Source organism: Pseudoalteromonas sp. S4741 (assembly GCF_005886135.1).
Classification (GTDB): Bacteria; Pseudomonadota; Gammaproteobacteria; order Enterobacterales; family Alteromonadaceae; genus Pseudoalteromonas; species Pseudoalteromonas tetraodonis.
The window spans coordinates 1-12958 of sequence record NZ_PNCN01000090.1 but is presented as its reverse complement, the minus strand read 5'-3'; the positions used below and the strand labels follow the sequence as shown (position 1 = coordinate 12958).

General features: G+C 40.8%; 11 protein-coding genes. All 11 read right to left on the bottom strand.

Annotated features, from left to right (window positions below; translation table 11 throughout):
- Positions 1 to 218: 218 nt before the first annotated feature.
- Complete coding sequence (locus tag CWC30_RS13035; RefSeq protein ID WP_138627302.1) at positions 219 to 2768, bottom strand: sensor domain-containing protein; 2550 nt, start codon at positions 2766 to 2768, stop codon at positions 219 to 221.
- A gap of 4 nt (positions 2769 to 2772) precedes the next feature.
- Positions 2773 to 4314, bottom strand: a complete 1542-nt coding sequence (locus tag CWC30_RS13030) for a methyl-accepting chemotaxis protein (RefSeq protein WP_138627301.1) — start codon at positions 4312 to 4314, stop codon at positions 2773 to 2775.
- A gap of 456 nt (positions 4315 to 4770) precedes the next feature.
- Complete coding sequence (locus tag CWC30_RS13025; protein ID WP_138627300.1) at positions 4771 to 6198, bottom strand: NAD-dependent succinate-semialdehyde dehydrogenase; 1428 nt, start codon at positions 6196 to 6198, stop codon at positions 4771 to 4773.
- A 404-nt stretch (positions 6199 to 6602) separates the two neighbouring features.
- A complete protein-coding gene (gene fdx, locus CWC30_RS13020; protein WP_008113929.1) occupies positions 6603 to 6941 on the bottom strand; it encodes an ISC system 2Fe-2S type ferredoxin in 339 nt (112 codons plus the stop codon).
- 11 nt (positions 6942 to 6952) lie between these two features.
- The gene (gene hscA / locus CWC30_RS13015; RefSeq protein WP_008467671.1) at positions 6953 to 8815 is read right to left on the bottom strand and encodes a Fe-S protein assembly chaperone HscA; all 1863 of its coding nucleotides are present in this window, start codon (positions 8813 to 8815) and stop codon (positions 6953 to 6955) included.
- 41 nt (positions 8816 to 8856) lie between these two features.
- Positions 8857 to 9384: a co-chaperone HscB gene (hscB, locus tag CWC30_RS13010; protein WP_138627299.1), complete on the bottom strand. Its 528-nt coding sequence runs from the start codon at positions 9382 to 9384 to the stop codon at positions 8857 to 8859.
- Between the two features lie 68 nt (positions 9385 to 9452).
- Positions 9453 to 9776, bottom strand: a complete 324-nt coding sequence (iscA, locus tag CWC30_RS13005; RefSeq protein WP_008113924.1) for an iron-sulfur cluster assembly protein IscA — start codon at positions 9774 to 9776, stop codon at positions 9453 to 9455.
- Between the two features lie 9 nt (positions 9777 to 9785).
- Positions 9786 to 10169, bottom strand: coding sequence for a Fe-S cluster assembly scaffold IscU (gene iscU / locus CWC30_RS13000; RefSeq protein WP_008467675.1), 384 nt, complete (start codon positions 10167 to 10169; stop codon positions 9786 to 9788).
- A 40-nt stretch (positions 10170 to 10209) separates the two neighbouring features.
- A complete protein-coding gene (locus tag CWC30_RS12995; protein WP_036981250.1) occupies positions 10210 to 11427 on the bottom strand; it encodes an IscS subfamily cysteine desulfurase in 1218 nt (405 codons plus the stop codon).
- 24 nt (positions 11428 to 11451) lie between these two features.
- Positions 11452 to 11943: a Fe-S cluster assembly transcriptional regulator IscR gene (iscR, locus tag CWC30_RS12990; RefSeq protein ID WP_008113921.1), complete on the bottom strand. Its 492-nt coding sequence runs from the start codon at positions 11941 to 11943 to the stop codon at positions 11452 to 11454.
- Between the two features lie 182 nt (positions 11944 to 12125).
- A complete protein-coding gene (gene trmJ, locus CWC30_RS12985; RefSeq protein ID WP_138627298.1) occupies positions 12126 to 12851 on the bottom strand; it encodes a tRNA (cytosine(32)/uridine(32)-2'-O)-methyltransferase TrmJ in 726 nt (241 codons plus the stop codon).
- Between the last annotated feature and the right edge of the window lie 107 nt (positions 12852 to 12958).

The following is a 12958-nucleotide window of genomic DNA, read 5'->3' as shown; positions in this document are numbered from 1 at the left end:
CCATCCCCCCCCCATCCCCCCCGCCCCCCCCCCCCCCCCCGCCCCCCCGATTTTTTTTTAAAGATAACCAGTGCCTCTGACCCCCTCTCGCGTAATCTTTAAAAAGACGCGATATAAAATCGCTGCTACATGTGCGCGAGATCCCCACCTTCGTTCAATAAAAACACCTTGCTTGGTTTAATCTCCGCCTAAAACCTAGAACCTTTGTTTTTAACTGGTTATTGAAGGCGCTCTTTCCACTGCTCAATAGGCAATGGCTTTGAAAATAAATAGCCTTGAAATAAGTTGCAACCGCGTTGCTTTAAATAATTAAATTGCGCGGGTTCTTCAACGCCTTCAGCAACACTGTTTACGCCTAAAGCACTGGCCATGTCGATGATCATATTCACAATAGTTTTACTTGAATTATCATCAGTATCCATAATGCCATCGACAAAGTATTTATCTATTTTAAGCTCAGAAATTGGCAACTCTTTCAAATAACTTAGGCTTGAATAACCTGTTCCAAAATCATCAATTGAAAACCTAAAGCCCTTTTTATTAAGTTCAAGCATAGTCTCTTTTACTAGTTCGATGTCTGACACTAAAGTCGTTTCGGTTAGCTCTATCACTAAGTTACGTGGCGACACTTGCCACTTATGAACACTGGCGAGCAATTTTTCCTTAAAATCGGGGGCTACAATTTGTTTAGCGCTAATGTTTACGGCAATACAGGTGTTTTTTCCTGCTCGGCTGACTTCATGCAGCAACTTACATACTTGATCAACCACCCAATCGCCAATTTTAATAATGGCTTCATTCTCTTCTGCTAGGGGTATAAATTCCCTAGGGCTTATTACGCCCAATTCCTCAGAATCCCAACGTAATAATGCTTCGGCTGAATTAAAGGTATTTTCATTATTAAATTGTGGCTGTAGTACCAGTGTTAATTCATCACTTTTATCAACATTTATTAGTAAATAGCGAATCTTATTGGTACGTTCGTAACGTTTTAATGCATCTAAATCTGCAAAGTAATAACCAAATGGTGCTAGTTTTTTTGCTTGTTTTTGTGCGTATTCCAACTTATCAAACATAGAGCTATAGGAGTCTCTACTCGCATTAATAATTGTACTGCCCAACGAGGCGCTTAGTACCACATCAAGATCATTGATCTTATGTGAGAAGTTATCTAGCGCTAATAATTTAGAGTCTATACTTGGTTGTTGTTGCTCTAGGTAGGATAAGTCATTACTTACATTGGCGCTTATAATTAAAAAAGAATCGACTCCGCTTTTGTATAGCTTGTACTCGCCCTGTACCGCATTTGATAGTTTTTTAGCCGTTAAAATGAGTGCTTCGTTGCCCGCCTCAATACCGTACTTAAAGTTAAATTGCGCTAACTTGTCCATATCTAATAATGCTGCATATATGTAGCCATTATTAATGCTGGCACTTTGAAGTAAACTTCTGCATTCGCGTTCAAACCATCGCTTATTTTTTAATCCTGTTATGGGATCTGAATAAGCTAAGTTATAAATGGTATCTTGCGCTTTGAGTTTTTCACTAATATCTCTAACTACACCAATATATTCAACGTTTTGCTCATTAACTGCTTTGGTAAGTGACAATTCTATTTGAAAAATAGTGCCGTCTTTTTTTCTTGCAGGTAGTTGCCTACCAACACCAATAATTTTAGCCTCACCTGTTTGCTCATAATTTCGCATATACGAGTGATGTTTAGATGCATAAGGCTCAGGCATTAAGTTGTTAATCGACAAGCCAAGCATTTCATTTTGCTTATAGCCAAACATAGTTAATGCGGTTGAGTTACAGTGAACAATAACACCTTGCTGATTAATAGTGATCACTGCATCATTTAAGTTATTTAAAATAGCTTCAAGGCGATTATTTTTATCATCAACCTTGGCCTTTAATTCATATTCTAAAGTGACATCTTCGAAAGCACCATACACTTTAATAACCTGATGATCATCATTAAAAACAGGGTGACCACTCGTGCGTACCCACTTTTTATTGCCATGAGCATCTACAAACTCAAAGTCTTCACAATAAGGAAGACCTAATGTTTGTAATCGCCTAAAGAGCTGGCTAATACGCACTTGCTCTTCACCTGCGTAATGAGCGATGGCTTGAGCGGTATTTATTTTACTATCAGCAGCAAGCGCATAAATTTTATAAACTTCAGGTGAGAAGTATAACTCGTCGGTTAAAACTGTATATTGCCAACTCCCCACTTTTGCCATACTTTCAACTGCATTAGTTAGCAGCTTTTGCGAACTTGATTTATTTTCTAAGAAACATTTTTGTAAGTACGCGCTGGTATAATTAGCAAAGCTTAACAAGATCGATTTATAAGATTCTAAATCTTGATGCGCATTAAAATAAAGGCCAACTAGCACACCGGTTAGTAAGCCATCATCATTTAAAATCGCAGCCCCAATATAGGCATTGGCATTGATTACCTGTAACAGCTTATTTTCAGGGTAATCTTGCTGTAATTTATGGGTAATAAAGCAAATATTTTGAGTTAAAAGGAGCTCACATGGCGAACCTTCAAGGCTATAAGAAAAGTTTTCAATCACCTCTGTATTGGATAGAACTAACTGCGTAGTAGCTGATTTATCCTCATCAACAGAGGCAATAAATAAGTAATCGGCTTTTATTTCTTGTTGCAATGCACTCAATTGCGCACTTAAGTTTGCGCATTGAGAATACGGTGCTTTATAGGCTGCGCCTATATCTACCGGCTTGCTATTCTTGCTCACGTTATTAACCTACTTTAAAAGAAAGACCTAGTGATGCTAATGCTTTAGAATACTTTTCTATCGTATTAGACTCTGCGCCTACACTATGCGCTTGGGCTAAGTTATCTGAAGACGCACTACTAATATTTGAAATATTACGGCTAATTTCTTGCGATACCATACTTTGCTCTTCTGCTGCCGTTGATATTTGCGTTGCTAAATCAGAAATATCAGTAATTGCCGCATAGACTTTTGAGACGATATCTTGGCTATTTCGCGTTTCTTTAACGCAGGTCTCTGCCGCATTCTTGCCAGCTGCCATTGTTTTTGACCAATTGAGTAACGTAGATTGCATTTCAGATATAGAGACTTGAATTTGCTCTGTAGCTGTATGCGTTCTGCTTGAAAGCGCACGCACTTCGTCAGCAACAACCGAGAACCCTCTACCGTGCTCGCCGGCACGCGCAGCTTCTATAGCGGCATTAAGTGCAAGTAAATTTGTTTGATCGGCAATCCCTTGTATCTCTTGCATTATACCACCAATTTTTTCAGCCTCTGTTGCTAACTCGCTCGCAGAGTTTGCTGAGTTATCAACTTCAGTTGCAAGTAACGACACCTCTCGCATAGTGCCTGACATAGCTTGCGTTGCTGACTCACAATCTTGGTGAGCTTGTTGCACTCGTTGATTAGTGATTAAGGTATTTTTAGCGACCTCGTCAATTGAATGCACCATTTCCTCAACCGCAGAGGATACCTGATATAATTCTGATGCTTCTTTTTCAACGCCAGCCTGCGCAGCTTCAGCACAAACTTTAAGCGAATCAGCTCCTTTGCTAAGGCTTAAAGTACCATCAATAATACGCCCAACAATGGTCGTTACTTTACCCTCAAGTAATTTAATCTGAAAATCACTGTAGCTGAGGCTATCGCTACCAGAATAAATATGCCGAGATACGCTATCTGGGCCTGCCTTGGTTTTTTTGATTTTGCTTGGCGAGCGAATTAATTCCTCGTAAAAAATAATAAAAGGCAGAGGAACAAATAATAAACATAACCAGAACATATAGCTTGTTAACCAAGCAATTAAAGCTGCACAACCAATAAATAGCGGCAATTTAAATGCAGCTAATTTTTCACTTAAAGGCGTAATTGATTGACCGTTAATTAAACGCTGGTATAGCTTTTCTGCGCGGTGTTTATATTCTGGAAGGAGTTGTTGGCGAACCGATTGATAACCTACTTTTTTACCGTTTTCGTAAATAGGGGTAACAAATGCATCAACCCAGTAATAACGCCCATCTTTACATCTATTTTTTACAGCTCCTCGCCAAGCGGTATCGCTTTTTAAATGAGACCACATATCTCCAAATGCCGTAGATGGCATGTCTGGGTGACGAACCATATTATGGTTTTTCCCTTTTAACTCATTGATGGTATACCCTGAAACTTTACAAAAGCTATCATTTGCATAAGTGATAACGCCTCGTAAATCTGTTGTAGAAACTAATTCTTCGTCAATGCCAAACGAAACTTCCTGGTCTACCGTTGCTTGATTTTTTCTACTCATAGTGGGGTCTTCATGATGCTTCTGTACTAATTTGCGGGATGTTAATTTATAAATGTGTAAAACACAATTATACATTATTACTATATTCTAACAGTTCAAAAGAGTCTAAAACTTCATATTACACCTCAGCTTAATAAAATATACATTTAAAAACATAAAGTTACAAAATTACATATATGTAATAAAGAGTTATAATTACGAAAAACTCGATTTTAAAATAGGATTTGAACAAAATACGACTGAGCTAAGAATAGTTTAGACTTTAAAGATAAAGGACGCCAAAAATAAGGATAAAAAAATGCCACCAGATGGTGGCATTTACACACGGGGGTATTTCTACTTATAGAAATTATTTACGAAAATATATATTGAAAAGGTAACATTTAGCCCATTATCTAGCAACATTTAAGCGGGTTTTATCTTACAACCATTAACTCATCGGAACAGTCTTAACCATTACACCTTAATACATACGTATTTTTCTTCTAAGTACTCATCTAAACCCTGATGCCCGCCTTCACGACCAAGACCTGATTGCTTTACACCACCAAACGGCGCAACGGGGTTTGATATAACGCCCTCATTTACACCAACCATGCCAAACTCTAGCCCTTCGCTTATACGATAGATTTGTTTAATGTTTTGGCTATAAAAGTACGCAGCTAACCCATAAGGGACGTCATTAGCAAGCGCAAGTACTTCGCTTTCTTCATCAAATGGGATCACCGTTAATACAGGACCAAACACTTCTTCGTGATAAATATCCATTTGTGTAGTGACATTGGTGACTATTAATGGGTTTTGAAAACTGCCACCTAAATTGCTGTTATCTCCAATTAGCGTAGCGCCTTTATCAACAGCGTCTTTAATCAGTTGTTGCACTTTCTCTTTTGCTTTGGGGTAAATAAGCGGCCCTATGTCGGCATTTTCATCAAAACCGTTCGCAACATTGAGCGCAGCGACTTTGGGTATAATTTTTTCAAGTACGCCATTTAATATATTACGCTGAATAAAAATACGATTTGCTGCAACACAAGCTTGTCCTGAGTTTCTAAATTTGGCCGCCATTAATCCATCAATTGCATCGTCAATATCAGCATTATCAAATATTATAAACGGGGCATTTCCCCCCAATTCCATTGAAGTACGCTTTATTGTAGATGCACATTGAGAGAGTAACTGCTTACCTACACCAGTAGAGCCAGTAAAAGTAAACTTACGTACCACCTCTGAGTCTGTCAGCATTTTGCCAACCTTTTTGGCATCTTGTGACACAAGCACATTAAATGCGCCTTTAACAAAGCCAGCCTGATCAGCTAAATAAGCTAAAGCGATAGCACACAATGGTGTGTGCTCAGAAGGTTTGAGTATAAAACTACAACCTGCGGCATAAGCCGGCGCGACTTTTCGTGTCACCATAGCAACAGGAAAATTCCATGGCGTAATACCTGCTACCACGCCAATAGGTTGCTTGAAGCTAGTTAAACGATGACTGTTATCGGTGGCGGGGATCACATCACCGTAGCTGCGTTTAGCTTCCTCTGCAAACCATTTAATAAAGCCAGCGCCATAATCTATTTCACCTAGCGATTCTTTAAGCGGTTTTCCCTGCTCTTTAGTCATGAGCTTAGCGAGTGTTTGTTTGTGCTTTATTACTAGATCATACCAACGCAGCAGGGTTTCGCTTCGCTCGGTCGCATTGGTGGCTTTTAATTTTACAAACGCGCCTTGTGCTGCTGTTATGGCATTTTTTACGCCTTGCTCGTCAATATCGCTAACATCAACAATACTTTGTTCGGTAGCGGGGTCATCAACACTAAAGCGTGTTCTGGTTTGATAAAATTCACCGTTTATAAACGAGTCTGAAAAAATAAGATCACTCAAAATATACCTCCGAAATGGGTTTTGGGCTTCGGGCTTCGAGCTTCGAGCTTCGAGCTTCGATAAATTAAACAGCCTTATGGTTAACACTACAAGAGTTTTTATTTTAATTTACCCGCGCCTCGCAACCTTTAAAAAGACGCGGGGTAAACCCGCTGCTACATATGCGCGGCGTAAAGCCCCGCCTTCGTTCAATAAAAACACTGTGCTTGGCTTAATCTCTACCTAGAACCTTTGTCTTTTGCCTTTAACCTTTTGCCTTTAACCTTTTGCCTTTAACCTTTTACCTTTAACCTTTTGCCTTTAACCTTTAAAAAGACGCGGGGTAAACCCGCTGCTACCAAATACAAACAAAAAAGCCGCTGTATCAAACAGCGGCTTTTAATATAATAGTCATTAATTAAAAACTAGTGTTCTTCATTAACGATATTGAGATTGTACTTAGGTATTTCAACCACTAAGTCTTCATCTCTAATAATTGCCTGGCAACCTAAGCGCGATTCAGGCTCTAAACCCCATGCTTTATCTAGCATGTCATCTTCTAGGTCATCACTTTCATCTAATGAGTCAAAACCTTCACGGATCACTAAATGACACGTTGTACATGCACATGATTTTTCACAGGCATGAGGAATGCTAATGCCATTTTTAAGCGCGATATCAAGTACCGTTTCGCCAGCGGGCGCTTCTATTGCTGCACCGTCAGGACACAACTCCGGATGGGGAAGAAAAACAATTTGTGGCATTCTAATCTCTCTTATATATTGTCTACTGACTGACCCGTTAAGGCTTTTTTAATTGACGCGTCCATTCTGCGCGCGGCAAAATCACTGCTCGCATTATCCATTTTTTCAATGGCCGCTTTTATTTCGCTTGGCTCTTGTGCACTCTCGCGTACTTTTGCAAGTTCGTTTATTTCCACTTTCAGCGCAGCTAGTTGCTCAGGCTCAAGTAAGTCACCATCAGCAGCTAAAGAGGCTTCCATCGCTTCTATTACACGAAGCGCTTCAACTTGTTGCTCTTTAAGCATACGCGCTTGCATATCGCCTTTAGCGTTACTCATCGACTCTTTAAGCATATTAGCAACTTGGTCGTCAGACAAACCAAACGACGGTTTTACTTGTATTTCTGCTTGAACACCCGTTGATTTTTCCATGGCCGACACGCTTAGTAAACCATCAGCGTCTACTTTAAAGGTAACGCGAATATGCGCCGCCCCCGCCGCCATAGGAGGAATACCTTTTAAGCTGAACTTTGCCAGCGATCGACAATCGTCAACCAGTTCACGTTCACCTTGTAATACATGCAACGACATAGCCGTTTGACCATCTTTAAACGTAGTAAATTCTTGCGCACGCGCAACCGGAATCGTGGTATTGCGTGGAATGATTTTTTCAACCAAGCCACCCATTGTTTCAAGGCCTAACGACAACGGTAACACATCAAGTAATAACATGTCTGAATCTGGCTTGTTACCAATTAATACGTCAGCTTGTAATGCAGCACCTAGTGCAACAACACGATCAGGGTCAATTGAAGTTAGTGGCTGTTTATCAAAAAATTCGCCAACTTGAGTACGAACCAACGGCATGCGGGTTGAACCACCAACCATCACGACTTGTAATACTTCTTGGTTTTCAATACCGGCATCTTTTACTGCACGACGACATGAACGAAGCGTTTTTTTAACCAGTGGCATAGCCAGCTCATTAAATTTTTCTCGCGTTACTTCAACCATGTATTTTTCATCGTCAAACTCAAGGCCAACATTTACTTTTTCGTATTGGCTGAGTGCTTCTTTACAGGCTTTGGCTTTATTTATAAATAAACGTAATACCGAAGGAGATAAGCTTGTCACGCCGGTTTCTTGTTTTAAGTAGTCAACTAATAATGAGTCAAAGTCGTCGCCGCCTAGGCTTGAATCGCCACCGGTGGCCAGCACTTCAAACACGCCTTTATTAAGACGCAGAATAGAGATATCAAAAGTACCGCCCCCTAAATCATAAACGGCGATAATACCTTCCTGCCCTGAATCTAAACCGTAAGCAACGGCAGCGGCAGTAGGCTCGTTTAGTAAGCGCAGTACATTAATACCGGCAAGCTCAGCCGCATCTTTGGTGCTTTGACGCTGTGCATCATCAAAATAAGCTGGTACCGTAATCACTGCCCCTAAAATATCTTGATTACCAAAGCTTTGCTCAGCGCGTACTTTTAAAGCATTTAAAATATGACTTGAAGCTTTAACTGGGCTGATTTTTCCCGCAGCCGTTTCGATAGCCAATGCACCATCATCATCGCAAAACTGATAAGGCAGTTGGCCATAGCTTTGTTCTATTTCGGTTTGCGTTTTACCTAAAAAGCGCTTCACTGAAATAAGCGTATTAACCGGATCGAGTGTAGCCGCTTGCATTGCATCATTACCCACGGTAATGCCGCCAGCTTGATAACGAACCACCGAGGGTAACATCGCTTCGCCTGACTCATCTGTAATAGTGCGTGCTTCGCCGCTTTGTACGGTTGCCACTAATGAATTTGTAGTGCCTAAATCAATTCCAATGGCTAATTTGTGTTCATGTGGTGCCGCGCTCTGCCCCGGCTCAGCAATTTGCAATAATGCCATAATGCTCTTTAAACTCGTGTTGCTCGCTTTGCAGCAAGTAATTAATCGTCAAATAAACTGTCTTCAATGCGTTCAAGTTCGTCTTGTAACTTATATACAAATTTTAATTTGCGAATGTTGTCAGCAGCGTGTTGATATTGTTGCTCATCGTTGCTTGCAAGTTGCTCAGCCAATTCGTTGCTATACTGGGCTTTTAATTGCTTTATTTGCGACTCAAAATTAGCAATAGCGATATCTGGATCACTTGCAGAGGGAAGTTCTTCAAGCTCTTCGCGCAGTTCCATTTGTTGCATCAAGAACATGGGATCTTGCAGTGTTTGCTGCTCAGCGCGAATATCAACGCCCAGCTCACTCAACATATATTCAGCACGTTTAACCGGATGCTTAAGTGTTTGTAATGCGTCGTTAATTTCAGCGGTACTTTGTACGGCCATTAATTTATCACGACTGCTGGCATTAGCATGACGATCAGGGTGTACAGCACGTTGAAGTTCTAAGTAGTGCTTGTTGATCTTTGCTAAGTCAATATTGTAGTCAACCGGTATTGCAAATAACTCAAAATAACGCATAACTTCTCACAAATGACAAAGCCCTACTAACTGGCAGGGCTTATTTATATCTTAAAACAAGTTTGAGCTTAAACGGTAAAGCTTTCGCCACAGCCACACTCATCCGCTTGGTTAGGGTTATTAAATTTAAACCCTTCATTTAAACCTTCTTTAGTGTAGTCGAGCTCGGTGCCGTCGATATAAACTAAGCTTTTAGCGTCAACAATTAAGGTAACGCCTTTGGCCGCAAATGTTTCATCGTCATCGTTTAGCTCATCAACAAACTCTAGAACATAAGCAAGACCTGAACAGCCCGTCGTTTTAATGCCAACTCGCAGGCCAATGCCTTTACCACGGTTTGCTAAAAATGATTGTACGCGGTTTGCTGCCGCATCTGTCAATGTCACTGCCATGAATATCTCTTAGTTTGTATGTTTGCTTTTATAATCTGCAATTGCTGCTTGAATTGCATCTTCGGCTAAAATTGAACAGTGAATTTTCACTGGTGGTAATTCTAGCTCTGCGCTGATATCGGTATTTTTGATAGTCGCAGCTTCGTCTAATGTTTTGCCTTTAACCCACTCTGTTACCAGCGAAGATGAAGCAATTGCGCTACCACAGCCGTACGTTTTGAATTTTGCATCTTCAATAACGCCGTCTGCCGATACTTTAATTTGCAATTTCATTACGTCACCACATGCTGGTGCGCCTACCATACCCGTTGCCACTGACGGATCGTTTTTGTCTAGAGCACCTACGTTACGTGGGTTTTCTACGTGGTCGATTACTTTATCACTGTAAGCCATAATTCTATCCTCACTACCTGCTAGGTATGGGCTCCACTAATTAGTGGTGCGCCCATTCAACTGAATCTAAATCAACACCTTCTTGGTGCATTTCCCAAAGAGGAGACATTTCACGCAAACGACCAATCGAGTTTTTTATTAGCTCAACGGTGTAATCAATCTCTTCTTCGGTGGTAAAACGGCCAATACTAAAACGAATTGAGCTATGTGCTAATTCGTCGTTACGACCTAGTGCACGTAATACGTAAGAAGGCTCTAAACTTGCAGATGTACAGGCTGAACCTGACGATACCGCAATATCTTTAACAGCCATTAATAACGACTCACCTTCAACAAAGTTAAAGCTAATGTTGACAATACCAGGTACTGATTGGTCTTGCGTGCCGTTAAAGTACACTTCGTCCATATCCGTTAAAATGCCGTCGATTAGGCGTTTACGCAACGCACTGATGTGTGCGTGATCTTTTTCAAAATCTTGTTTTGCAATTCTAAATGCTGCGCCCATACCCACTAATTGATGGGTTGCTAATGTACCTGAACGCATACCACGTTCATGGCCGCCACCGTGCATTTGTGCTTCTAAACGTGCACGTGGTTTACGACGAACATACAAAGCACCTACGCCTTTAGGGCCGTATACTTTGTGCGCCGAGAATGACATAAAATCTACTTTGGTTTGTTGCACGTCAATTAAAACTTTACCCGCGCTTTGTGCTGCATCTACGTGGAACATAATTTTACGTTCGCGACACATTTCACCAATAGTGTTGATATCTTGGATCACACCTAGCTCGTTATTTACATGCATGATACTTACAAGCACGGTGTCGTCACGCATGGTATCTGCTAATTTTTGCAGATCAAGTAGGCCGTTTTCTTCAACGTCCATGTAGGTTACTTCAAACCCTTGGCGTTCAAGTTCACGACATGTGTCGATAACCGCTTTGTGTTCAGTTTTAGCGGTAATAACATGCTTACCTTTTTTCTTGTAAAACTGAGCTGCACCTTTAATCGCAAGGTTATTTGATTCTGTTGCACCCGATGTGAATACAATTTCACGTGGGTCTGCATTAATTAAATCAGCAATGTCAGTACGTGCTTGGTCAACGACTTCTTCAGCTTGCCAACCAAAACGGTGTGAACGCGATGCTGGATTACCAAAATTACCGTCCATAGTCAGGCATTGCATCATTTCTTTGGCAACTCGTTCGTCAACAGGCGTAGTTGCTGCGTAATCTAAATAAATCGGTAACTTCATTTCTCTCTCCGCTGCAGGTCAACCTTAAAGTTGACAGCTTACTTGAATATTTTCCAACTGCTTAATTGCATCATTAACGCTGTTTTCTTGGCGAAGAGCGACCGCTTTAACGTCCGACTTTTCAACCAGTTCAGCTAAGGTAATATTATTTAAAAATTCTTCAATTCGTGCGCTTAAGTCTGACCACAATGTATGGGTTAAACAACGCATACCACTTTGACAACCAGTATTGCTTCGCTGACACCGTGTAGCGTCAACAGATTCATCTACCGCATTGATAACATCGCCAACTGAAATTACGTCAGCCTCACGTCCTAGTAAATAGCCCCCACCAGGACCTCGAACAGAACTCACTAGCCCATTTTTACGTAAACGGGCAAATAATTGCTCAAGATAAGACAAAGAAATTTCTTGGCGCTGCGAAATATCTGCAAGCGCTACAGGGCCTATATTTGCATGTAGTGCAACATCCAGCATAGCTGTAACGGCGTATCTGCCTTTTGATGTTAACTTCATAACGCCCCCCGCACAAAAGAGTGCAAATTTTAATTACCAGAGTAGATTAGTCAAGTATTCTAGGTTCTAAAAAAACTTGCAATACCCGACTGTTTTGGTCAAGTATTGGGTCTATTGTAATTACCTGAGTAATTTAGTCAAGTATTAGTAGAGCAATAAAGGGCGCTATTTATAACTAATTGCTATTTTATAGACTTATTAATTGAGGTAAGAATACCTCGTAATATGTTCATTTCAGCATCTTCAGGGCGAGCACGATTAAACAAACGACGTAGCTTAGTCATTACCATGCCTGGGTGCTGCTTAATAATGAAGCCTGTTTTAAACAAGGTATCTTCAAGATGTTCGTAAAACAATTCTGTTTGTTTAGACGATGGATATAGGGTGTCGTCTTCTTGTTGTTCCGCTTTAGGCTGTTGATTTAAAAATGCCATACGCGTTTCATAACATAAGGTTTGCACAGCCATGGCTAAATTTAGCGAGCTGTATTCTGGGTTAGCAGGAATACACACATGGTAATTACACAGTTGTAATTCTTCATTAGTTAAGCCACTGTTTTCACGGCCAAACACAAGCGCTACAGGGCCGTTTACGGCTTCGCCAACAAGCTTTTCACCACATTCTCTCGGCTCTACCATAGGCCACGACAATGTACGCGAGCGGGCGCTAGTACCAATCGTTAATGCACAATCAGCAATCGCATCTGCAACACTATCAACAATAACCGCATTACCTAGTACATCAGTCGCACCTGCAGCAAGCGCACTAGCATGGCTATCTATTTCACAAGCAGGATCAACAAGGTATAACTTTGATAATCCCATGGTTTTCATGGCGCGCGCCGCTGAACCAATGTTACCAGAGTGTGATGTGTTAACTAAAACGATGCGAATATCATCTAAGATCATTACAGTGCTACTTATCGAGTACAAAAAAATTGCGCAAATTCTAGCATGAAAACGCGCCGAGATCCTATATTCAATAGTCGAGATCTAAAAGATCAGTTCGGGGTTCG

Coding starts and splice junctions, on each gene's coding strand:
- CWC30_RS13030 (WP_138627301.1), bottom strand. CDS start 4,314: ATGAGTAGAAAAAATCAAGCAACGGTAGACCAGGAAGTTTCGTTTGGC.
- fdx (WP_008113929.1), bottom strand. CDS start 6,941: ATGCCACAAATTGTTTTTCTTCCCCATCCGGAGTTGTGTCCTGACGGT.
- hscA (WP_008467671.1), bottom strand. CDS start 8,815: ATGGCATTATTGCAAATTGCTGAGCCGGGGCAGAGCGCGGCACCACAT.
- hscB (WP_138627299.1), bottom strand. CDS start 9,384: ATGCGTTATTTTGAGTTATTTGCAATACCGGTTGACTACAATATTGAC.
- iscA (WP_008113924.1), bottom strand. CDS start 9,776: ATGGCAGTGACATTGACAGATGCGGCAGCAAACCGCGTACAATCATTT.
- iscU (WP_008467675.1), bottom strand. CDS start 10,169: ATGGCTTACAGTGATAAAGTAATCGACCACGTAGAAAACCCACGTAAC.
- CWC30_RS12995 (WP_036981250.1), bottom strand. CDS start 11,427: ATGAAGTTACCGATTTATTTAGATTACGCAGCAACTACGCCTGTTGAC.
- iscR (WP_008113921.1), bottom strand. CDS start 11,943: ATGAAGTTAACATCAAAAGGCAGATACGCCGTTACAGCTATGCTGGAT.
- trmJ (WP_138627298.1), bottom strand. CDS start 12,851: ATGATCTTAGATGATATTCGCATCGTTTTAGTTAACACATCACACTCT.